This window comes from Nocardia alni (assembly GCF_019038435.1).
Lineage (GTDB): Bacteria > Actinomycetota > Actinomycetes > Mycobacteriales > Mycobacteriaceae > Nocardia > Nocardia alni.
Genome location: NZ_JAGPOX010000014.1, coordinates 68,856 through 91,419, shown reverse-complemented (window position 1 = coordinate 91,419; position 22,564 = coordinate 68,856). Strand labels below are relative to the sequence as shown.

22 protein-coding genes are annotated in these 22,564 nt (G+C 68.1%); 12 read left to right on the top strand and 10 right to left on the bottom strand.

What is annotated here, in order from left to right; genetic code table 11:
* From JZ791_RS08425 to JZ791_RS08405, 5 genes are all read right to left on the bottom strand, one after another.
* On the bottom strand, positions 1-482 hold a 482-nt coding region (locus JZ791_RS08425), incomplete at its 3' end, for a siderophore-interacting protein (protein WP_216893626.1).
* 25 nt (positions 483-507) lie between these two features.
* Entirely contained in the window at positions 508-1,074 is a 567-nt protein-coding gene (locus tag JZ791_RS08420) for a PadR family transcriptional regulator (RefSeq protein WP_216893625.1), read from the bottom strand.
* A 99-nt stretch (positions 1,075-1,173) separates the two neighbouring features.
* Positions 1,174-1,740, bottom strand: a complete 567-nt coding sequence (locus JZ791_RS08415) for a DoxX family protein (protein ID WP_254205369.1) — start codon at positions 1,738-1,740, stop codon at positions 1,174-1,176.
* 122 nt (positions 1,741-1,862) lie between these two features.
* On the bottom strand, positions 1,863-4,136 hold the full coding sequence (locus JZ791_RS46455) for an FUSC family protein (RefSeq protein ID WP_216893624.1): 2,274 nt from the start codon (positions 4,134-4,136) through the stop codon (positions 1,863-1,865).
* A gap of 71 nt (positions 4,137-4,207) precedes the next feature.
* A complete protein-coding gene (locus JZ791_RS08405; protein WP_254205384.1) occupies positions 4,208-4,924 on the bottom strand; it encodes a GntR family transcriptional regulator in 717 nt (238 codons plus the stop codon).
* 133 nt (positions 4,925-5,057) lie between these two features.
* Here JZ791_RS08405 and JZ791_RS08400 point away from each other — a divergent pair, with 133 nt between their 5' ends.
* The 8 genes from JZ791_RS08400 (at position 5,058) to JZ791_RS08365 (ending at position 11,709) form a co-directional block, all read left to right on the top strand.
* Positions 5,058-5,381 carry a hypothetical protein gene (locus JZ791_RS08400; RefSeq protein WP_216893622.1) on the top strand — a complete coding sequence of 108 codons (324 nt, stop codon included), beginning with the start codon at positions 5,058-5,060 and terminating at the stop codon, positions 5,379-5,381.
* Positions 5,378-7,099 (top strand): alpha/beta hydrolase, encoded by a 1,722-nt coding sequence (locus JZ791_RS08395; RefSeq protein ID WP_216893621.1) that lies wholly within the window; start codon positions 5,378-5,380, stop codon positions 7,097-7,099. Before JZ791_RS08400 ends, JZ791_RS08395 begins: the two co-directional genes overlap by 4 nt.
* Entirely contained in the window at positions 7,096-7,665 is a 570-nt protein-coding gene (locus tag JZ791_RS08390) for an LppA family lipoprotein (RefSeq protein ID WP_216893620.1), read from the top strand. Before JZ791_RS08395 ends, JZ791_RS08390 begins: the two co-directional genes overlap by 4 nt.
* 27 nt (positions 7,666-7,692) lie before the next feature.
* Positions 7,693-8,070 carry a YbaB/EbfC family nucleoid-associated protein gene (locus JZ791_RS08385; RefSeq protein ID WP_216893619.1) on the top strand — a complete coding sequence of 126 codons (378 nt, stop codon included), beginning with the start codon at positions 7,693-7,695 and terminating at the stop codon, positions 8,068-8,070.
* 76 nt (positions 8,071-8,146) lie between these two features.
* Positions 8,147-8,608 (top strand): flavodoxin family protein, encoded by a 462-nt coding sequence (locus JZ791_RS08380; protein ID WP_216893618.1) that lies wholly within the window; start codon positions 8,147-8,149, stop codon positions 8,606-8,608.
* 134 nt (positions 8,609-8,742) lie between these two features.
* Entirely contained in the window at positions 8,743-9,447 is a 705-nt protein-coding gene (locus JZ791_RS08375; protein ID WP_308162841.1) for a helix-turn-helix transcriptional regulator, read from the top strand.
* Complete coding sequence (locus JZ791_RS08370) at positions 9,444-10,709, top strand: sensor histidine kinase (protein ID WP_216893617.1); 1,266 nt, start codon at positions 9,444-9,446, stop codon at positions 10,707-10,709. Before JZ791_RS08375 ends, JZ791_RS08370 begins: the two co-directional genes overlap by 4 nt.
* Positions 10,696-11,709: a DUF8320 family protein gene (locus JZ791_RS08365; protein ID WP_216893616.1), complete on the top strand. Its 1,014-nt coding sequence runs from the start codon at positions 10,696-10,698 to the stop codon at positions 11,707-11,709. The genes JZ791_RS08370 and JZ791_RS08365 overlap by 14 nt, the downstream gene beginning before the upstream one ends.
* A gap of 22 nt (positions 11,710-11,731) precedes the next feature.
* Here the strand turns inward: JZ791_RS08365 and JZ791_RS08360 are convergent, their stop codons facing one another.
* The gene (locus JZ791_RS08360) at positions 11,732-12,250 is read right to left on the bottom strand and encodes a hypothetical protein (RefSeq protein WP_254205368.1); all 519 of its coding nucleotides are present in this window, start codon (positions 12,248-12,250) and stop codon (positions 11,732-11,734) included.
* 392 nt (positions 12,251-12,642) lie between these two features.
* Between JZ791_RS08360 and dapA the strand changes: the two genes are divergently transcribed.
* From dapA to JZ791_RS08345, 3 genes are read left to right on the top strand one after another with little or no spacing between them, the layout of a single operon-like run.
* A complete protein-coding gene (gene dapA, locus JZ791_RS08355) occupies positions 12,643-13,551 on the top strand; it encodes a 4-hydroxy-tetrahydrodipicolinate synthase (RefSeq protein WP_216893615.1) in 909 nt (302 codons plus the stop codon).
* A gap of 8 nt (positions 13,552-13,559) precedes the next feature.
* Positions 13,560-15,632, top strand: a complete 2,073-nt coding sequence (locus JZ791_RS08350; RefSeq protein WP_216893638.1) for a ribonuclease J — start codon at positions 13,560-13,562, stop codon at positions 15,630-15,632.
* Between the two features lie 39 nt (positions 15,633-15,671).
* Entirely contained in the window at positions 15,672-16,298 is a 627-nt protein-coding gene (locus JZ791_RS08345; RefSeq protein WP_216893614.1) for a TIGR03085 family metal-binding protein, read from the top strand.
* A 51-nt stretch (positions 16,299-16,349) separates the two neighbouring features.
* On the opposite strand, the gene JZ791_RS08340 is transcribed toward JZ791_RS08345, so the two are convergent.
* Positions 16,350-17,249 (bottom strand): alpha/beta fold hydrolase, encoded by a 900-nt coding sequence (locus JZ791_RS08340; RefSeq protein WP_216893613.1) that lies wholly within the window; start codon positions 17,247-17,249, stop codon positions 16,350-16,352.
* Between the two features lie 279 nt (positions 17,250-17,528).
* Between JZ791_RS08340 and JZ791_RS08335 the strand changes: the two genes are divergently transcribed.
* A complete protein-coding gene (locus tag JZ791_RS08335) occupies positions 17,529-20,159 on the top strand; it encodes a DNA translocase FtsK (protein WP_216893612.1) in 2,631 nt (876 codons plus the stop codon).
* Positions 20,160-20,251: 92 nt separating this feature from the next.
* On the opposite strand, the gene JZ791_RS08330 is transcribed toward JZ791_RS08335, so the two are convergent.
* The 3 genes from JZ791_RS08330 to JZ791_RS08320 all read right to left on the bottom strand — a co-directional run bounded on the left by JZ791_RS08330 (position 20,252) and on the right by JZ791_RS08320 (position 22,451).
* The gene (locus JZ791_RS08330) at positions 20,252-20,683 is read right to left on the bottom strand and encodes a TIGR03668 family PPOX class F420-dependent oxidoreductase (protein ID WP_216893611.1); all 432 of its coding nucleotides are present in this window, start codon (positions 20,681-20,683) and stop codon (positions 20,252-20,254) included.
* Positions 20,684-20,730: 47 nt separating this feature from the next.
* Positions 20,731-21,885 (bottom strand): N(5)-(carboxyethyl)ornithine synthase, encoded by a 1,155-nt coding sequence (locus JZ791_RS08325; protein WP_216893610.1) that lies wholly within the window; start codon positions 21,883-21,885, stop codon positions 20,731-20,733.
* A 104-nt stretch (positions 21,886-21,989) separates the two neighbouring features.
* Positions 21,990-22,451 carry a class I SAM-dependent methyltransferase gene (locus JZ791_RS08320; protein ID WP_216893609.1) on the bottom strand — a complete coding sequence of 154 codons (462 nt, stop codon included), beginning with the start codon at positions 22,449-22,451 and terminating at the stop codon, positions 21,990-21,992.
* Between the last annotated feature and the right edge of the window lie 113 nt (positions 22,452-22,564).

Genomic DNA, 22,564 nt, shown 5'->3' with positions numbered 1-22,564 from the left:
GGAAGGGAGCGCAGCATCGGGCCGAAGGCGGCCGCGGCGGTGTCCTCGCCTGCGAAGAGGTGGTAGGAGGCATCGTCGGTGAGGGTGAATGTGCCTTCGGGGCCGCGGAAACGGACCGGCTGGCCGACCTCGGCGGTTCGGGCCCAGCGGGCTCCCGGGCCGTCGCCGTGGTCCAGTACGCACAGATGCAGCTCACCGGCCTCCGGATCGTGGTGCCACACCGAATAGGTGCGCAGTTCACCGAGGCGGGACAGCGGGTTGCCGGTGGCGGTATCTCCGGTGATCACCCGGATCTGTTGTCCGGGAATCCATTTCATCTCATGCAGCTCCGCTCCGCCGATGCGGATGCGGATGGTACGGGCCGCGATGCGCTCGGTCTCCAGGATCGTGCCGCCGGTGAACAGGCGGTCCAGGAGGCGATCGCCGAGGCCGCGCTTGGCCGGGCTGATGTGCGGTGCAGCGGGAATTCCGTTGTGCGCCATGGGAGTGCCTTCGGTGAGAGGTGGATTATTCGGAATGCCGGTCACGATGCCGGCGGTGATGCTGATGGTGCAGGCGCTTGGCGTCGGCCTTCAGCTGCTGTAGGTCGCGGGTCGCTTCGGCGAGAATCTCGCGGACCTGATCCACGACCGCGGGATCGCCGTGCGAATGCACGACGGCCGACACCGCGCTCTTGAACAAACGCAGTGCGGGAGCGATGATCTCGGCGGCATCCGGATCCCGGAACATGCCCCACTCGCCGCGTTCGGTGGCCCGGGCCCAGATTCGATCGATCTGATCGCCGTGCTCGCCGACCTCGGCGCGGCCCGGCGCGGTGGGGTGGAAAACCTTGCGCCCGCTATCGATTTCGAGCCGAACCAGCCCCTCGTCCTCGAGCTGTTGCAAGGTCGGATACACCGCGCCCGCGCTGGGCCGGTACGCCCCGGCGCACCGATCCTCCAGTCGCGACATCAGCTCGTACCCATGCCCCGGGCGCTCCGCGATCAGCGCCAGCAGGGCCAGCCGTAACTCGCCGGGGCCGAAGAACCGCCCGGACCCCGGCCCGCCGGGCTCGGCGACACGTCGTGGACTCACGCTCCCAAGATATATCGTAAGATATAGCTGAAGCAAGAGTTGATATGAAAAAGGCCCGTGCCGGATCGAGTTGATCCGGTACGGGCCGAGTGGTCGAATCTACTTGACGGCCAACGTGATCAGCCCTGCGACGACCGCCAGCACGACGGCGCCCAGGCCCCAGATCGCACCCTGGCGCTGCCACGGCCGGTTGTGATCGAGGGAGAAACGGCCGGGCCCGGCGAAGGCGAGCGCGATGATGGCCACGCAGTAGACCAGGGGCAGCTCATAGCCTTTCATGAAGCCCTCCGGCCAGGTCTGATGGACCGCGTTGATCATGGTGCCGAGGGCGATGGCGGCGGCCAGCGGGGTCAGCAGGCCCAGGGCCAGCAGGACGCCGCCGCCCGCCTCGCACAGTCCGGCGAGCGCGGCGAAGAACGGGCCGGGGGTGTAACCCATATGGGCGAAGGCGTGGCCGGTGGCGGTAAGGCCGTAGCCGTGGAACCAGCCGAACAGTTTCTGGGTGCCGTGCACGGCGAGCAGGAGGCCGAAACCGACCCGCAGCACCAGCAGGCCGATATCGGAACCGAGTGTGCTGATCGTCGTCCCGGGGACGGTGGTTGTCGTCGATCTCGTGGCGGTGGTCATGGGTATGGCCCTTCCGGTCAGGGTGGTCGAGTCCGGCATCAGCGACGCCTAAGCGGACCATGGTCCGATTAGGCGTGAATCGTACCGTCCGACGCGGTGGTTATCGCCGTCAGGTCCATTGATCGAAAGACATCGTTCGTTCCCGTGGGCGCATCGGGTGATCAGCCCGCTTTCTGCGATGCCGACGGGACGTTCAGCGGTCGCGCGAGTGCGACGATGCTCTCGTCCACCCGTTGCAGATGACGCAGGACACGGAAGGCCAGCGTGTGCGGTGCGGGCAGCCCCAGGGTGTCGGTCTCCGGCATCGAGGCGATTCCCGAGCTGGATTCGATTGCGGCCGTAGTATTCTCGCCGTTCAGGTGTGCGACGATGGTGTCGACGTTCGCGGTGATGCGACGGCCCATGATCGCCAGCCGAGGGTCGGCGCCCACCCGGCTGCCCGAGGGGACCAGTTCGGCGGTCGTGGCCAGCGATCGCGTGTGGTACGCGGCGGTCTCCAGGATGGCGACCACGTAGCGGGCGGCCTCGCGGCGCTCACGCATGGGGGTGATGGGGTGGGTCAGCGGCAGCGTGGACGCGCGCAGCTTCGAGAGGGCGTCGTCGAGTTCGCGCGTGGTATCGATGACATCGGGGGCCGAGCGGTCGCCGAGCTGGTCGATCGACGCGGCCACCGCGGCCTCGATCTTGCGCAGCACCGCGACGAGCTGATCGTCGGTGCGCTGATCCGTGCGCACCGGCAGTACCAGCATCGCCGCGACGATGCCGCAGGTGGCCCCCAGCGCGGTCTCCTCGATGCGCAGCACCAGCACCGCCACGCTGTAGGTGTGCAGCAGCGAATACAGCAGGCCCAGTGCGGCCGTCACGCAGAACGACATCGCCGTATACGACACCGGAGCGGTGAAGAACATCAGGAAGACGGCCACGAGCACCAGGACCAGCGACAGCCACAGATGACTGCCCACCAGGGTCGCGAGCACGATTCCGGCGACCACGCCCAGCATGGTCCCCAGCAGCCGCCGGTAGCCCTTGACGACGATCTCGCCGGTCGATGAGGTGTTGACGAAGATGATCCAGCAGGTCAGCACCGCCCAATACCAGCGCTGACTGGACAGGAACTCACCGCCGGTCATGGCGAGCGCCGCGCCGACGGTGACCTGCAGGGCCGCGCGGGTGGTGGGCCGGCGCAGCCCGCTGGGCGCCGGATTGTCCTGGGCCGCTTGCTGTTCCGCATCGGCGATGGCGGCGTTCTCGGCGTCGAACTCCGCGCGCGAGCGGTCCGCGGCGGGCGACTCCTGCACCGGGTCGTCCGGGTCGTCCAGGGCCATCCGCAGGCCGAGCACCTCCCGGGCGAGGTCGCCGACGCCGTGGAAGACATCCTGGAAGGCGGGCGTGGCGTCGTGTGGGATGTGCTCGGACTCGCGATAGCCCAGTAGCCGGTCGCGGTCGCGGATCAGTGCGGGATCATGTTGCACGCCTTGAGGATCGGTCACCATCATGTGCAGGATGTTCAGGTCGTGCACCAGCGTGGCGGTCACCGCGTCGGTCTGCTCGGACCAGGGGGCGACGGCCGGTACCGGCATGTGCGGCAGGCGCAGCACCATCGTGTCGGGACGCTCGGTGCTGCGGGCGGCGATCAGCATCAGGGTCAGCCGCTCGGCGGCCACCTCGGCGTTGATGATGCGCCGCTGCACCGAATCCGCGGTGGCCTCGTCCGGGGTGCCGACGACCAGGCGGCCCTGAATCATCAGCGCCGCCTCGTGTAGCCGGGCGGTGCGCTGGCGCAGGTCGTCCAGGACGTCGCCCACCTCGCCGGGTGCGGCCCGCAGCAGCCGGGTCTGCGCGGTCACCGTCTGCCCCAGGCGGGCGCGGAACGCACCGCGCAGCCGCCGCAGGACCAACCCCGGCCGGTCGGGGACCAGCAGGAAGCGGCTGACCGCACTGCACGCGAACGCCAGCGCCACCGTCCCGTAGAGCGGTAGCAGCCGCTCCGGCGTCGCGCCGACGAACACCGAGACGAACCAGACCTGGAAGGAGATCATCCCCAGCGCGGTGGTGCGGTCGCCGAATCGGCGGACGTACACCGCACCGCAGATCACCGCGAGAAAGGCCAGATCGCCCAGGACGATCTGCCCGTGCAGCAGCGCGCCGAGCGTCAGCGCCAGCAGCGCGAACGGAAGCGCGAGTGCGAGTGTGATCGCCTGCTTGCGGACCGTCCGGTCGCTGATCGCGAAGGTGGATACCATCGCGGCCATCGCGCCCGCGACCAGATGCACCGGATCCGCGCTCAGCAAAGCCAGCACGATCAGCGCGAGCGCGATCGCGGTGGACGTGCGCAGCCCCGCCATCAGCCGGATCAGTCCGGGATCGGACGCGGCGTAACGATCCCGCGCCTCGCGCAGGACGGCCCGGGTCGACCAATGCACGCTTTGTCTCACAGCACCACCACGGCAAGATCCTTGCAGACGGAAGGTTCGAACAGCCAGCTGACCGGCCGGAGTTCGCGGTCCTATTCGATGTCGTGTTCGTCCGGGTCGGCGAACAGCCCGCGATCGGTCGGCAATCCGGCCACCACCCCGTTGAGCCGGGCGTGATGCGCCTCGGTGGCCGCCAGCAGCGCGTCGGCGTCCCCGGACAGGAAGGCCGCCAGCTGGCGGCTGTGATCGGCGTGCAGCACCGCCCGGTCCGCGGCGCTCACGTGCACCATCGGCTGCACCGGTTCGGTGATGTTCCAGGCGTATTCGAGCATGTGCACCAGCCGCGCCATCCCCGACGGACGGGTCAGCGCCAGGTGAAACGTGCGGCTCTCCCGGTTGTACGCTGCCGGGTCGTCGTGCAGGACCGCGTGTTCGAGCCGGGCGTGCGCGTCGGTGGCGGCCTGGTGGTCCTGCGCCCCCGCGCGGGGCACCGCGGCGGCCAGCGCGACCGATTCCAAGCGCTCACGCACCACATACAGCTCGCGCAGCTCGCCAGCGGTGAGCCGGGTCACCGTATAGCCGAAGTTGGCCCGGTGCTCGACCAGCCCCTCGCCGATCAGGGTCTGCAGCGATTCCCGCACCGGGATCGCGCTCACGTCGAACAGCTTCGCGAACTCGCGCAGCGGCAGCCCCGTGCCCGGCGGCAGGTTGCCGTCCAGAATCAGCTGCCGCAGCGCGGTGAGGATCTCCTGCTGCGTGTAGCCGCGTCGAGGGTCCGCGGCCGGCGGGAGATCGGGTAGCCGGGGCAGCCGTGTTCGGGAGGTCACGAACCGTACGCTAGTCGTTCGCGCAAACCTGTCATCAGTGTGCGAACAACCAGTCGGCCGGACCGTCACCTCGTGCCCGGGCCGGCGTGCTAGCGTCCGCGAGAAGTTTTGCGCCATGACCAAAGCTTTCGAGGGGGAGTCCATGGATGAGATGGATGCTGATCTGCAGACGCTGGATTGGCTGGCGAGTGTGCTCACAGCCCATGCGGATGCGATCGGCAAGCTCGGGATCACAGCCGCAATGACGATGCCGGACTCTCCGATCCAGGCGCTGTCCGACCGGATCGCCGACGGCGCGGCGCGGTCGTTCGAGGTCCTCGGAGTCAATTATCGGCAGATAGCCGAGGCGACCAGGAGGAGCAGAAGCTCCTACGACGAACTGGACACCGCCTTCGCGGCCCAGCTGCGGCGCTACACCGACGAGGTTCTGCCGCGATGAGGCACATCAGCCACGTCCGCCGCTGTCGGCCGCGCACGATGGTGGCCTTCGCGGCCGATCTCACCGCACAGAACGACACGTTCCGCACCGAGGTCGAGCGCGCGAACCGCGACGTCGAGACCGCGATGAACGACTGGAAGGGCAGCGCCGCCACCGCCTCGGCGACGCGTTCGCTCGCACAGCGGCTCGAGGCCGCTCATCTCGGTGAAACGCTGGTCACGATCGCGGATCACCTCGATACTTCCGGCGCCGAACTCGATGACTACCGCACCGCGTTGCTGAGCATCGTCGACCACGAGATCCCCGGTGCGGGCATGCGCGTCGACGACGACGGCACCGTTACCGCCCCGCGGGTTCCGGCAGGGAAGAATCCGGTCACCACCGCACTGGTGCAGCAGATCCTCGACGGTCAGGCCGCCGGTTTCCAGTCCCGCGTGAAGAATCTGCTGGCGCGGTTCGTGGACGTGGAAGGTAAAGCAGCGCGGTCGATCTCGGCTGATCTGCGGAATCTGGACGATTACGGGAGGACGCCGTCGGGCAGCAGGCCGGTCGGCGTAGCTGTTCAGGCCGTACTCGACGGCGAGGCTCAGCTGCCGCCCGACCCCGCACGGCTGCACGACTTCTGGGAAGGCCTGACCCCGGCGGAGAAGGATGCGCTGTGGCGCCGCGATCGGTATCTGGGCAACCGTGACGGCCTCCCGGCCGTGGACCGGGACAGGTTCAACCGGATGACGCTCGACGACGAACTCGCCCGGGCCCGGTCCGGCGATCCGGCCGTCGCGTCCAGGGCGAAGGACCTCGAGGCGGTGCGGACGGCCCTCGGGAACCAACCCGATCGCATGCTCATGCTGCTGGACACCCGATCAGGGGCGATGACCCATGCCGCGGTCGCGGTCGGGAATCCCGATACCGCCCAGAACGTGTCGGTCACCGCGCCCGGATTGAACACCACCGTGCGCGATTCGCTGAACGGCATGGTCGGCGAGGCCCAGAATCTGAGAAACACCGCCGAGCGGCAGCTGTGGAACCTTGCCGACGGTGACCCCAGGAAGGGGCAGAGCGTCGCGACGATCGCATGGATCGGCGGTGATCTGCCACAGACCGGACCCTTGAACAAACTCGGCACCTATCTCGACCCCGGCACCTACCCCGGCCTTGTCAACCTGGCCAGCGACAGCATGGCCAAGAAGGGCGCACACGATCTGGCGTCCTTCTACGACGGACTCGGCGCCTCCCACGACGGGTCCATGCACCTGACCGCAGTCGGGCATTCGTACGGCTCGCTGATGACCGGGCTGGCATTGCAGGAGCCCGGCAAGCACCCCGTCGGCGATATGGTCGTCTACGGTTCTCCCGGCCTGGATCTCCCGGATGCCGGCGTCGCCCGGCTCGGCCTGCCCCCGGGGCATATGTACGAAATGACCGCGCACAACGATCCGGTCGCGCACCTCAACGCCTTCGGACCCAGCCCCGAGAACATCCCCGGATTCACCCATCTGGAGACCGGGGCGACGACGACGGACGACGGAATCCACCGCGACGGCGCCACCGGCCACAGCGAATACCCCCGCCTCGGGGCCGATCAGCAGCTTCGCACGCCCGGATGGAACACCGCCATGATCGTCGCGGGTCTGCCGCAGGACGCGGTCCGGGCGAGCCCGACCGAGCGGGATGCCATGGGCCGCATCATCGACAGCCTCGAAGGACTGTTCAGATGACCCGGCCGGCCGGGCGTTCGATACGCGCGGCCGTCGCCACCGCGCTCATTCTCGCGACGACAGGATGCGGCATGTTCGACGACAACCCCTACCAGAAATCCGATCCGACCAAAACCGCCAGGGCCGCCGAGCGGTTGACCGGGCTTCCCTCCCTCGAGGACACCGAAGCCCGGTTGAAGTCCGCTGTCGCGGAACTCGGCGCCTACGTCAGTTCCCTGGTGCCAGGCATGAACTGGCAATGGGCCGACGACCGTTCGATCCAAATATGCGACCCGCCATATGACCGGACGCCGGGCAGCAGGGTCGAAATACCGAGGTACGTCTCCCATCCGGCGATCCCCGATGCCGTCTGGCCCCAGGTCCTCGACCGCGCCCGCCGGCTGGCCGCGCGCTTCGGCGCGACCGGCTCCGAGGTGTTCGCCGACCAACCGGGCAACCACACGGTGCGGTTCTACAGTCCCGAAGGCACCGAGGTGTTCATCGGCTCGCGCGGCGCGGTCATCGCGGGCAATACCGGATGCCGTCTACCGGCCGAGTCGATGCCCTCGAGCGCACCGACTCGCTGATGATATCCAAAGGGGGGGTGAATGTTCATGCGGCGCAACAACTACGAAGAACTCGGCCTGAAGGTTCAGCGCGTACACCAAGGGCTGGAACAGGTTCGGGGCATCGGTACGGTGAACGGCCTCCGAGTGGTCGTGGACGCGCAGGGCCGCCTGCTGTCGGTGACGGCGGACGAGGAAGACCTCATCCTCGCCGCCTACCAGGCCGCGCTCGCGGATAAACAACCCAAGGTCGACGAGGTGATGCGAGAGCTGCACGCGGACCCCCGATTCGAGGCGGTCTCCACGTTCACCGAGGCGAACGCGGCGCGCGTCGAGGCCGAACGGGCTGTGCGGCACCGTCGTCACGAGCAGGACGACGACGATTACTACGAGAAACGCAACCGTGCGGGCTGGTTCGAGAACTGAACACCGCGCATCACCGCCCGCGCGACGGTGCGTCGCTGCCGATCCCGGCCGCTGTCGCCGCGATACGCTCGGCGATGTGGCCCGACTGCTGATCATCCATCACACGCCGTCCCCGCATACGCAGGAGATGTTCGAGGCGGCCCTCGACGGTGCGGTCACCGCGGGGCGCGAGCTGGAGCAGGAACTGGAGGTCGTCCGGCGGGCCGCGCTGGCGGTCACCGCGAGCGATGTGCTGGCCGCGGACGGCTACCTGCTGGGCACTCCGGCGAATCTCGGCTATATGAGCGGCGCCCTCAAACATGCCTTCGACACCTTCTACTACCCCTGTCTCGATTCGACTCGTGCCCGCCCGTTCGGCTACTACCTGCACGGCAACCAGGGAACCGAGGGCGCCGAACGAGGAATCGAGGCGATCACCACCGGTCTGGGCTGGGTGAAGGCCGCCGCGCCGGTGATCGTGTCCGGGCCGCCGTCCAAGGACGATCGGGAACACTGCTGGGAACTCGGCGCGACCGTAGCCGCCGGGCTGCTGTCGTGAGCGCAACCCTCACTTAGCACCAAGACACGTCCGCTCGTCCCCATGAAATCAACGGCTCACGATCGGCCGGTCGCCGCTGCATACTCGAATCCAGTACGTACGTGGGCGAGGGCTGGGAAAGAGGTGAGTGCGCCGTGGACGCATCCGATCGGGATGAGACGGCACCACGTCAGGATGCGACGGGGCGGACGCCGCGGCGGATCGGGCTGGTAGAGGACCATGAGTCGGTGGCCTTGGGGCTGGGCAGCATGCTGGCGCCCGAACCGGACCTCGACCTTGTCGTCGCCGCCGGCACGGTCACCGAATTGCTGTCCGCGGGGCCGGAACTGGATCTGGTCGTGCTGGATCTGCGGCTGGCCGACGGCTCCGCACCCGAGGACAACGTGCGCGCGCTGCGGGCCGGCGGGCTGGAGGTGCTGGTGTTCACCGGGGCGGACAACCCGTTCCTGGTGCGCGCGGCCGCGCGGGCCGGGGTGCTCGGGGTGGTCCGCAAGTCCGAGGATGTGCAGACGGTGGTGGCGGCCGTGCGCGCGGCGGCCTCGGGTGAGCAGGTGGTGACCACCGACTGGGCCGCGGCCATCGACGGCGATCCGCAACTGTCCGACGTGGGCCTGAGCCCGCGGCAGCAGGAGGTGCTGACCCTGTACGCCTCCGGTGAGAAGGCCTCCCGGGTGGCGCGCATGACCGGGCTGTCCGAACAGACCGTCAACGACTATCTCGGCCGGATCCGGCAGAAGTACGCCGACGCCGGGCGGCCGGCGCCCACCAAGACCGACCTGTACAAACGGGCGGTAGAGGACGGCTGGCTGCCGGTGCCCGAACGTAATCCACGGGCATGACCATGCCCGGCGTCCTGGATACCGGGCGATCAGGCTCGAGGGCGTCGGTGCGGTGGGGCCGATCCGGGATCACTCGAAGCCTCGGCCTGTCACTGGGGCTGGGCGGAATCATCATGGGGCTGGTCGCCATACCCGAGATCGTCCAGCAGGGCAGGACGGCCCCGCCGTGGTGGCCCCCGCTGGCCGCGGTCCTGACGTTCGGCATGTTCCCGGTGCTCGCGGTGCTGTCCGTCCGATCGAGTCCGGCGGTGATTCGCGCGGCGTCGGGCCTGGCGGCGGTGAGCTTCCTGGCGGCACTGGCGATCACGCCGTTCGCGGTGCGGGCGCACACCGTCGACGGTTCCTCGGTCTGGCTGTATCGGATGCTGCCGCTCGGCATGATCGCCGCGGCGCTGGCCTGGCCGCTGATGATGTCGGTCGGCTACCTCGTGATCGGCGCGACGGGCGTCGCGCTGACCAACGTCTATCTCGTCGAGCGGACCACCGGGCTGGCGGCGGCGAGCGATTTCGCACGGGCGTTCGGACTGTCGACGCTGTTCCTGTGGTGTGTGGTCTGTGCGCTGCGTGCGGGCGCGCGGGTGGAGCGTGAATCGATGGTCGCCGCGCGGCGCGCCGCGGTCTCGGCCGCCTCGGCGGCACGGGATTACGAGCGCTCCAGATTCGCCGCGCTGATCCACGATGCGGTGCTGTCCACGCTGCTGGAAGCGTCCCGGTGTGCGGCCCGGGATGCGGCGCCGTCGGAGCCGGGGGAGATGGTGTTGCGGCGGCAGGCGCGGGCGACGCTGGATCAGCTGGACGATATCCGGGGTGATGTGCGCGCACCCGAGGTACTCGATGTGCCGTCGGCGGTGGTCTTCCTGCGCGGCACGGTGCACGAGATCGACCCGGGCGTGCGCTTCGCCACCCGCACCTGGCCCGGCTTCGACGATCTGCGCATGCCCGTGGCGATAGCCGGAACCCTGGCCGCGGCGTTGGGCGAGGCGGTCCGCAACAGCCTGCGCCACGCCTCGAACTCCGGAGCCTCCGACGGTCCGGTGCACCGGACCGTCGTCTGCACGGTCAGCGCGGGCGGTGTGCGGCTCGTCTGCACCGACGACGGCGTGGGGTTCGATGTGCGGCGGGTGCCACCGGACCGGCTCGGCATCTCCGTCAGCATCCTCGGGCGCATGCAGCAGCTGCCCGGCGGCGCCGGATTCGTCGAATCGCAGCCGGGAGAGGGCACCACGGTGACGTTGGTGTGGGGTGGCGATGCGACACGGTGAACTGCGGGATCTGCTGGGTCTTCGCGGTGGGATGGCATGGCTGTTCCTGCTGGTACTCGAGCTGACCATCGTGTTGTACATGCTGGGCAACCTGGGGGCCGAGCCGCTGGCGCAGGTGCTGACCGCGCTGGCGGTGCTGGTGGCGGCCGGGGCGCTGGCGCTGGGCGTACCGGTCGATCCGCTGCCGCCGTCGGTGACGGTCTTCGTCGGCGCGGCCGTGCCGGTGGCCACCGGACTGACCGTCACGGATCTGGGCAGCGCCCCGGTTCGCAACGGCATGTTGACGGCCTTCGCCTGCTCCTACGTGCTGGCCGCGCTGGTGGTGCGCGGGCGTCTGACGACCGCGTGGCTGAGTATGGCCGCGACCGCCGTCGTCATCGTGGCCGCCGGGGCCGGGGGCGGGGTACGCACCGAGGTGATCGTGTCCGCGGCGATCGTGCCGGTGGGTACTGTCGCGGCCATCTCGATGTTCGCGGTGATCATCCGGCCCACCCAGCGGTCGCTGCGGCTGTTGCGGGACGAGGCGGCGACCCGGGCGGCGGCGGAGGCGACGCTGGTGGCCGCCGACGGTGAGCGGATCCGGCAGCTGGAACGGCTGGACCGGGTGGCGCGCCCGATCCTGGAACTGATCGCGGAGGGCGCGCCGCTGACCCCCGCCGAGCGCGAACAATGCCGGTTGCTCGAGGCCGAACTACGCGACGGCCTGCGGGCGCCGCAGCTGATGACCGAGCAGCTCAGCGCCGCCGCGCGGGGTGCGCGGGCGCGCGGGGTGCAGGTCATCCTGCTCGACGACGGCGGGTTCGCGGGAGTTCCGCACTGGGTGCGACAGTGTGCGATCGACTCCGCCGCAACGGAATTGGATTCCGTCCAGGCGGGTTCGGTGACAGTCCGGGTGCTCCCGCTCGGCCGCCGTGTGCTGGCCACGGTCCTGGTGCACGCGCCGGACTACGACCGGCGTACCGAGATCGATACCACGGGCAATGTCGCGGTGACGACCTGACGATCAGCGGGGTGAGCTCGTGTCAGATATCGAGGTCCTCGGGTTTGTCACCGCTGTCGCTCTTGTCGTCGCTGCCGTCGCGACGGTCGCGATCGTAGAAGCCCGGTCCCGCCCCCCAATGCCGCTGATTGCGCAACGCGTCCTGGACGGTCGTCGACAGCCAGGTGTTCAACGACATCCCACTCTGCTCGGCGGCCTGCTGGGCGCGTGACTTGATCTGATCGACCATGCGCAGGGTGACGCGGCTGATATCGCCGGTGATGTCCTCGAAGCTGGGCATCTCCTCATCCGGCTTCGGAGCGTTCTTGCGGACGTCCACCGTCGCGTCGGCGCCGTCCAGAGAAACGTGCACGGTCCGATCGCCCAGCGTCCGACTGACCTCGGCCGCCAGATCCGACAGCGCGCTGAGCAGGGTCAATCGCGCGGCGTTCTCGGTGGCCGAGGCAAGGGCGGCGGCAGTGGCCTGTGTCTTCTCGTCGCCGAGAGCGGCCGCGGCAACCAAATCGTCCCGGAGACGGGCGGTGTACTTGTTCAAATCCATGACACCAGCATGACGCCATGAGTGACATCATTCAAGGAGAATCTGACGCCGAATAAATGTCGTCGTGATGTCGCAAGCTGTGAGTTCGCTCTGAATTTCCCGCCGCGGCAATCCTGGAGCAGCCGTGAGATTTGTCGATAACGCAACCACCAACGCGCCCAGCGGCGAAGCGTCTCTGTGCGCTGGAACTTCGGACGGATGCAATAACAGTGGGGTTTTCGGCGCGGCGTGGCGGTCGGGTGCCGCTGCGTAGGCGACGAAGGAGCAAGCAGCGGTGCCCGACCGCCACGCCTTCGGGCGCCGAAAACAGCCGGAGCGAAGCGGAGGCCATAGACACCGAAAACCCGCCCGGAGCGAAGCGGAGGGCCAAAGACCCAGTAACCTTGCTGACCATGACGAACGGTGAGTCGACGGACACGGAGCTGCGCGCCTCCGGCACGGTCGGTGTCGCGATGGTGACCCCCTTTACCGCCGAGGGCAAGCTCGATGTCGATGCCGGCGTCGCACTGGCTTCCTACCTGGTCGATCGCGGTGTCGACCTGCTCGCGATCTCCGGTACCACCGGGGAATCGCCGACGACCACCGAGTCGGAGAAGTTCGACCTGCTGCACGCCGTGGTCGACGCGGTCGGCGATCGCGCCACCGTCATCGGCGGCGCCGGAACCTATGACACCATGCACAGCATCGAACTGGCGCGCAACGCCGAGCGCGCCGGTGCGCACGGGTTGCTGGTGGTGACGCCGTACTATTCGCGGCCCTCGCAGGAGGGCCTGATCGCCCACTTCACCGCCGTCGCCGACGCCACCGAACTGCCGGTGACCCTGTACGACATTCCCGCGCGTTCGGTGGTGCCGATCGCCTCGGAGACGATCCTGCGCCTGTCGGAGCATCCGCGCATCGTCGCGGTCAAGGACGCCAAGGGCGATCTGGCCGGCGGCGCGCAGTTGATCGCGGAGACCGATCTGACCTACTACTCGGGTGATGATGTGCTGAACCTGCCGTGGCTGTCGGTGGGCGCGGGCGGATTCATCAGCGTCATCGGACACCTCGTGCCCGAGCGGCTGCGTCAGCTGCGGCACTCCTACCTGTCCGGTGACGTCACGCGGGCCCGGGAGTTGCACGCGGGCATGCTGCCGCTGTGCCGGGCGATGGCGCGAGTCGGCGGTGTGGCGATGACCAAAGCGTCCTTGAGATTGCTCGGAATAGAGACTGGAGAACCTCGTTTGCCCCAATTGATGCCCGACAGTGAGCAAATGGAAGCCATCGCGGCGGATCTGCGTATCGCGGGGGTGCTTTCGTGACAGACCCCGTGGCTCGTCGTCCGCGCAGGACCGCCTCTCGAACCGCCGGCGCACCCGCGCCGCAGCCGGAGCCCGTGGCCCCGATCGCGCAGCCGGAATCGGCCGCCGCGCAGGAGGTTACGGACGCGCCGAAGATGAGCAATGCCCGTTCGAAGGCGGCGGACAAGGACTCCGGTTCGGAGAAGCCGCCGCGGACCAGGACGGCGAAGGCCGTGAAGTCGCAGGACACCGAAGCGCCGGTGAAGGCCGCTCGGTCGAAGGCGTCGGGCGAGAAGTCCGCACGGGCAAAGGCTCCGGCCACCAAGGCGGCCGCCGAGAAGGAGCCCGCGTCGGAGCGTCGGCAGGCTCGTGGCCGTTCGCGCGGTCGCGCCGAACAGCCGGCGCCGCAGTCGGTTTCGGTGGACCAGCAGCCCGCGGGCCTGCCGCCGAAGTTGCCGCGCAACGGATTACGCGTCTTCGCCCTCGGCGGCATCGGCGAGATCGGCCGCAACATGACGGTCTTCGAATTCGACGGCAAGCTGCTCATCGTCGACTGCGGCGTGCTGTTCCCGGAGGATCAGCAGCCGGGCGTGGACCTGATCCTGCCGGACTTCCGGCCGATCGAGGACCGGATGGACGACGTGGTCGCCGTGGTGCTCACGCACGGTCACGAGGATCACATCGGCGCGGTGCCGTTCCTGTTGCGTCAGCGGCGCGACATCCCGGTGATCGGCTCGAAGTTCACCCTCGCGCTGGTCGCGGCGAAATGCCGCGAGCACCGGTTGCAGCCGAAGCTGATCGAGGTCACCGAGGGTGAGCGGACCACACACGGCCCGTTCGAGTGCGAGTATTTCGCGGTCAACCACTCGATCCCGGACGCCATCGCGGTCGCCATCCGCACCCCCGCGGGCTTGGTGCTGCACACCGGCGACATCAAGCTGGACCAGCTGCCTCTCGATGGCCGCCTCACCGACCTGGCCGGATTCTCCCGCCTCGGCGACGAGGGCGTGGACCTGTTCCTGGTCGACTCGACCAATGCCGAGGTGCCCGGATTCGTCACTCCCGAACGTGAGATCGGCCCGGTGCTGGACGGCGTGATCGGGAAGGCGCGCGGCCGGGTTATCGTCGCCTCGTTCGCCAGCCACGTGCACCGCATCCAGCAGGTGGTCGAGGTGGCGCAGCGGTACGACCGGCGGGTGTGCTTCGTCGGGCGGTCGATGGTGCGCAATATGCAGATCGCGCAGGACCTCGGCTATCTGGACGTCCCCGACAGTGTGGTCGTCGACCTGGACCAGGCCGCCAACCTGCCAGTACACAAGCTGGTGCTGATCTCCACCGGATCGCAGGGCGAGCCGCTGTCGGCGCTGTCGCGGATGGCGCGCGGCGACCATCGGCAGATCAACATCCGCGCCGACGACCTGGTCGTGCTGGCCTCCTCGCTCATCCCGGGCAACGAGAACGCGGTCTTCGGCGTGGTCAACGGCCTGGCCCGGCTCGGCGCGAGCGTGATCACCCAGCAGAGCGCGAAGGTGCACGTCTCGGGCCACGCCTCGGCCGGTGAGCTGCTGTACCTGTACAACGCGGTGCGGCCGACCAACGCGATGCCCGTGCACGGTGAGTGGCGGCATCTGCGCGCCAACGGCGCCCTCGCGGCGGCCACCGGCGTGCCGGCCGAGCGCGTGATCCTGGCCGAGGACGGCGTGGTCGTCGACCTGGTCGACGGCATCGCCTCGATCGTGGGCCGGGTGCCGGTCGGACAGGTCTACGTCGACGGCCTCTCGGTCGGTGACGTCGGCGAATCGACGCTGTCGGATCGCCTGGTCCTGGGCGAGGGCGGCTTCATCTCCATCGCCCTCGTGGTCGATTCGACCACCGGCAAGCCGGTCAGCACCCCCGAGGTCACCGGCCGCGGCTTCTCCGACGACCCGGACGCCCTGAGCGAGGCCCACGGACTGGTCGAGGCGGAACTGCAGCGCCTGACCACCGAGGGCGTCACCGACACCCACCGCATCGCGCAGAGCGTGCGGCGCGTGGTCGGCCGCTGGGTCGCCGACACCTACCGCCGCCGTCCGATGATCGTGCCGACGGTCATCGGGGTCTGACGAAGCGACGACCGCCCCCGCTGGCGCTAGGCTCTACTCATGAGTATGGCTCAGCGGGAGCGGCGGGCGTTGGTCGTGACCATGACGGCCGCCGGGCCGGACGCGCCCACGCTGTGTGGTCACTGGACGGTGCGAGATCTGGCCGCGCACTTGGTCGTTCGTGAGCGGCGGCCCGACGCCGCACCCGGCATCATGATCGAATCGTTCGCCGGATACACCGAGTCGGTGCAGGCCAAGGCGGCGCAGCGGCCGTTCACCGAACTGCTGGAACAGATCCGCACCGGACCGCCGTGGTGGTCGCCGCTGCGCCCGATCGACGCCGTGGCCAACCTCACCGAGATGTTCGTGCACCACGAGGACGTGCGGCGTGCCGAATTCGGCTGGGAACCGAGGGAATTGGATGCCGCCGATCAGGCGCAGCTGTGGACCACGCTGCGGCGGATGTCGCGCATGTCGTACCGCAAGGCGCCGGTGACGCTGGTGCTGGCCACGCCGCAGGGAGAGCGGGTCACCGCGCATCGCGTCGACGGCAGTTCCGAGGTGGTGCTCACCGGGCAGCCGTCGGAGTTGGTGCTCCATGCCTTCGGCCGTCACGCGGTTCGTCTCGAGGCGACAGGTTCGCCCGAGGACGTCAAGGCGATCGACGAGTCCGACCGCAGCGTCTGATTGCCGCCTGGGGCGCTCGCCCCGCCGCGACTCCCGGTCGAGGTGGGGCGCCTATATTGCCCTACTCGCGTCGGTAGTGGGCATGTACTCCACCGAGCGGCAGTAGTCCAGTCCGTCCAGCGATCGATCCGTGAAGAACCGCAACATCAAGTCGGACAGTTCGTAGGGTATCTCCAGGTGCACCGAATGGTCGGCGTTACGCAGCTGAACGAACCGTGCGTCCGGACACGTAGTCGCGGTGGCGCGGCAGAACTCCGGACGGGTGAGGGGATCGTATTCGCCGACACCGACCAGCACCGGCGCCGAGATGGGCGGATGCGGCAGGTACAGATCGTGCTCCAGCAGCCGCAGGGTGTTCTGCTCGTACTTTGCCAAATCATCCGGGCTTACGCTGAGGAACACCGTGCGCAGTATGTCGGCTACGGTGTCGCGATTGGTCACCGGGACGGTGGGGTCCTGGCACATCAGCAACTGGAGGCAGCACTCGGCGAACTCCTCGATCCGCCCGGCTCTCATCAATTCGATCGTGCGCAGGAATTCCGGTCGTACATAGTCCGGAATCTGCGACATCGTGCCGAACAGTGCCAGCCGGCGCACCTGTTCGGGATATAACTGGGCCAGCCGATAGGCGATAGCGCTGCCATAGGACCCGCCGAATACGTTGACCGTATCGTGACCGCCCGCGAGAAGAACCTCGTGCAGCGCATGGGCGAGGAAGTCGACACCGTAGCGGGCGGGCAGTACTTCCATATCTCCCCAGCCGGGCAGGTCGACCGTGACCAGCGTGGCATCCGTCGCCAAGGCGCGGCCGAAGCGGCCCCACGTCTCTTTACGGTTGAATGCGCCCCCGACCAGTACGACCGGAGCGGTGACGGAATCCGGATGCGGCTGGGTCAGGCATTCGGAATGGAAACCCTGATACTCGGAAGTTACAACACCTTGAACCGCCATGGTCATTTTCCTCAGATTTCCGGAAGGTAATTGTGGCGCACCATAGCGGAGTGCGATTCACCTCGAATAGTGGGAGCTTCCCAGCTCGGGGGGTAGCTATTCGGCTGTCTCAATGAACTCGACGACATATGCCGAGGACTATCAGGCGTCTGTCGCCGAGGGATCCGACGGGTTCGTGACCGGATAGCGTCGCCGCGCACGGCGTGTCGCGAAGGATCACTCGGTGGTGTGGGTGTTGCGGATGGTCTGGATGGGGCTGTTGCGGCTAGCCTGTGAGTCATGGCAGGCAAGTCCCGCAGTACCACGGCATCGCGTTCGCGGGCGGGATCGGCACGGGGGAGGGCTCCAGCAGGGTCCCGTTCGGCCGGTTCACGTACCGGATCCAAAGGCGGTGCGCGGACAGGTTCGACTGCGCGCGGGCGCACCGCCCCCGCCCGCCGCCCGGCTCCACGACGGGCTTCGGGCACCGCACCCGCCGCGGTGTTCCGGCGCGGTATCGGCAGCGGCTGGACCGCGCTCGCCCGTGGCCTGGGGGCTACCACTCGCACGCTGAGCCGTGCCGGGGAGATCGAGCATCACCATCGCCGCGACGGGGTCGCGTTGGCGCTGGTCGCCTTCGGCGTGGTCATCGCCGCGGCGGTATGGCTGGGTGCGGGCGGTCCGGTCGGGCACGCGATCGATGCCGCCGTGCGACTGCTCGCCGGATCCGCCTCGGCGGCGCTGCCGTTCGTGGCCAGCGGGATCGCGGTGATTCTGATGCGCAGCGAACCGCATCCGGAGATCCGGCCGCGGCTGGTGCTGGGCGGTTTGCTGCTGGGACTGCCGTTCCTGGGCGTGTGGCATATCGCGGCCGGTTCGCCCACCGACCCGCACGCTCGCGCGCACGCCGCCGGATTCATCGGATTCGTCATGGGCGGCCCGCTGCGCAACGGCCTCACCGCGTGGCTGGCGATGCCACTGTTGTTGCTGGCCATGGCTTTCGGGCTGCTGCTGCTCACCGGGACGACGGTGCGCGAGGTGCCTGCGCGGCTGCGGTGGCTGTTCGGCGTCGATTCGCTCGACGAATACGATTCGTACGACGAGCAATACGGACTCTACGGCGAGCAAGGCTATGACGAGAACGGCCTTCCGCTGCACGAGGCGCGCCCGCGTTCCCGCCGTCGCGGCCGCAGCCCGCAGGAGAACTACCCGGCCGACGAATTCGGTGGATCGGACTCCGCGACCGAAGTGATGGGCGAACCTCCGCTACAGGACGCGAAGGTGATCGCCGACAAGCCCGCAGAGGCCCCGGCCGAACCGGTCAAGCCGAAACGCAAGGCGCCCAAGGTCGTCGATCAGACGCCGCCGCCCCCGCCGCCGCAGCAAATGGAGTTCGTCACCGAGCGCGAAGTCGACGGCGATTACCTGCTGCCGCCGCTGTCCCTGCTCACCGACGGCGATCCGCCCAAGAAGCGCAGTGCCGCCAACGAATCGATGATCGAGGCGATCACCGAGGTCTTGGTGCAGTTCAAGATCGACGCCGCGGTCACCGGATTCGTGCGCGGCCCGACGGTCACCCGCTACGAGGTGGAACTCGGGCCCGGAGTGAAGGTCGAGAAGATCACCGCGCTGGCCCGCAATATCGCGTATGCCGTTGCGACGGAGAATGTTCGGCTGCTCGCACCGATCCCGGGCAAGTCGGCCGTCGGCATCGAGGTACCCAACGCCGACCGTGAACTCGTGCGCCTGGCCGACGTGCTCAAAGCCCCCTCGACCCGAAACGATCACCAGCCCTTGGTGATCGGCCTCGGCAAGAATATCGAGGGCGAGTACCTGTCGGCGAATCTGACCAAGATGCCGCATCTGCTGGTCGCCGGCTCCACCGGATCGGGTAAGTCCAGCTTCGTGAACTCGATGCTGATCTCGCTGCTGCACCGCGCCACCCCCGATGAGGTGCGGATGATCCTGATCGACCCGAAGATGGTGGAACTCACACCGTACGAGGGCATTCCGCATCTGATCACGCCCATCATCACCCAGCCGAAGAAGGCCGCCGCGGCGCTGGCCTGGCTGGTGGAAGAGATGGAACAGCGCTACCAGGACATGCAGGCGAGCAAGGTCCGGCATATCGACGACTTCAACAAGAAGGTGAAGTCCGGGCAGATCACCACGCCGCTGGGCAGCGAGCGAGTGTACCGCCCGTATCCGTACATCCTGGCTATCGTGGACGAGCTCGCGGACCTGATGATGACCGCGCCCCGCGACGTCGAAGACGCGATCGTGCGCATCACCCAGAAGGCCCGCGCGGCGGGCATTCACCTGGTGCTGGCCACGCAGCGGCCGTCGGTCGACGTGGTCACCGGCCTGATCAAGACCAACGTGCCCTCGCGCCTCGCGTTCGCCACCTCCTCGCTGACCGACTCGCGCGTCATCCTGGATCAGCCGGGCGCGGAGAAGCTGATCGGCATGGGCGACGGCTTGTTCCTGCCGATGGGCGCCTCGAAGCCGACCCGCCTGCAGGGCGCGTTCATCTCCGACGAGGAGATCCAGGCCGTCGTCGACTTCGCCAAGAACCAGGCCGAGCCCGACTACACCGAGGGCGTCACGGCGGCGAAGGCCGGGGAGAAGAAGGACGTCGACGCGGATATCGGCGACGATCTGGACTTGTTCGTGCAGGCCGTGGAGCTGGTGGTCACCTCCCAGTTCGGCTCGACCTCGATGTTGCAGCGCAAGCTGCGGGTCGGGTTCGCCAAGGCGGGCCGGTTGATGGATCTGATGGAGACGCGCGGGGTCGTGGGGCCCAGCGAGGGCTCCAAGGCCCGGGACGTGCTGGTCAAACCCGATGAACTCGACGGGTTGCTGTACACGATCCGGGGCGGGGGAGATGCGGAGCCGACGCTCGGGGATGACGAGCCCGGGGGCGGGGAGTAGGCACAGCTACCAGCAGTGAGTTCCGCTCTACCTCACCCTCTGTGCGCTGGGGCTGACGGCCGGTGACCAGCGTCGGAAGCCGTGGCCGTTCGTCAGCCCGCGTAGGCCCAGCCCGCCACGGCGCCCACCGCGATCCACACAACCGGCCCCTGTGGCGGATTATCTTGGTACTGAGGATATTTCGTGACGAGCCAGCTGACCGGCGCGGCTCGCTCGTCCGGTTCGGTCAGAACTCGCGCGGCGCCGTCCAATCGAACCCACCACAGCCGATCCCACTCCTCGGAGTACTCATCGGCCAGCAGCGAAACACGTTCGGTGGCAACGATATTTCGCAACCGCCGCAGATCCGTCGTGGTCTTCGGCTTGTGGTCGATCGCGAACACCGCGACCGGATCACCCTCGCCCGGCGAGAGCGCGAAGGTCACCGGCACCACATGCGGCTGCCCCTCCGCGCTCACCGTCGCCAGCCGCGCCACCCGCGCCGCCCGGAACCGGTCCAGGGCGTCTCGCTCGGTCAACCGCATGGGCCAAGCCTATGGTGCGTCTGATCGAAACGTTCTCGGTGCCGGCTTCATGGATTCGGTCGGACGACCGCGTACGGGTAGGTCGCGGCACGGTGCTGGAAGGAGAGGATCCGGAGGTTCTGAACCCTGCCCTCCCGGATCTCGATCGCGCGCCGGATCGTCGCGCTGCCATCCCAGGCGTCGGGACCGGCCATCACGATGGGCAGATACTCGAGCAGGGCCTCGGAGTTCTCCCAGGTGGCGGAGTTCCACAGGAACGAGGGGCTGTGGTCGACGCCGTAGTTGTGCAGGTCGTCACCGATGGTGAACATCGGGTCCGCGAACGATGTCGGACGGGCCCACTCGAAACCCATGCCCTCGTCGCAGGAGACGTCGACGAACAGCGTCCCACGCGGGAACAGGTTCAGATCTTCGTTCAGCACGAACATCAGCGGCTCCTCGGTGTCCTGGAGCATGCAATTGACGACCACGTCGTACTGGGCCAGTGCTTCTGCCAGGGGTCCCGGCTCGGGCGCCTTCAGGGCAAGGGTCCGGCTGGGGTTTACCGGGTCCCGCTGGAAATGCTGCATCCGCACCGAGGCGAACGGCGAGGCGACCGCCGAGACGCTGCGCTGGGTGAACACGGTGACGTCACTGATTCCGAGCGCCGAGAGCGCGCGCACCGCGCCGCGTGCGGTGGCGCCGAAGCTGATGACGGCCGCCCGCATCCGCCGCCCGTAATCGCCGCTGGACCCACGCAGCGCAAGCGCGTGCAGGACCGAGCAGTACCCGGCGAGCTCGTTGTTTTTATGGAACACGTGAACGCTGAAGTTGCCTTCCTTCGTCCAGTGGTTCATAGCCTCCCAGGCGATCAGGGTCAGGCCGCGGTCGACGGCCAGCTGGGTGATCCGCTCGTCTTGTACGCAGTGCGGCCAGCCCCACACGATCTGCCCCGGGCGCAAACTCTCGAGGTCTTCGGCCATCGGCTTCGGCAGCAGTAGTACGTCGCACTCCGCGAACAGCTCTTCGCGCGTGCGATGGGCGCCGACCAGCGGCGCCAGGCGATGGTCGGAGTAGCCGAACCGGTCACCGTAGCCGTGCTCCAGGAAGACACGGCCGCGAAGATCGGAGTCGATCTGGTCGAAATGCGCGGGATGGATCGCCAGTCGGTGCTCGTCCTGCTTGCGGGAGCTCGCGACTACACCGATGGTCAGTTGCTTCACCGAACAAGCCTACGCGGTACCGATATGAAATCCGCAGGTCAGCACGATCCAGCACCAATGCGCGATGGACGAGACCGGATGACACGGAGTCGGCGCGGATTCGTTCAGGGCTTGTGGGCCTGGACGGTGAAGGTGAACGGGACGCGGTCACGCCGCTCGGGTAGTCGGAACTCGCCGTCGTCCCCGCGGACCATGCGGCCGGGGAGGAATTCCCATGGGGCGCTGTCGTGTTCGACCAGGCCGGTGAGTGTCAGCCCGGCGTTCAGCAGGGCCGTGACGATTTCGCCGAGGCCGTGGTTCCACTCGTGGGTGGTGGTCGCCTTCTGTAGTTCGCCGTCGGTTTCGACGTAGGTGCTCGTTCCGGTCCACACCATCGGTTCGGGGGTTTCGATGTACGGGTGGTCGACCACCAGGCGGTCGGTTTGCTGCTCGTCGAGGGTCATGGCCATCGGATGGCCGTCTCGCAGGAACAGCCGACCACCCGGGCGCAGCAGAGCCGCCACGGTCCGTGCCCAGCGTTCGACGCTCGGCAGCCAGCACAGCGCGCCGATTCCGGTGTAGACCAACTCGAATCGCTCCTCGCTCGTCCCAGTTGGCGCGGTTGAGGGTGCGATAGTCGAGATTGGTCATGGTATTCCACAGTGCCTCGCATCGAGGCGGATGTGGACCGAATTTCACG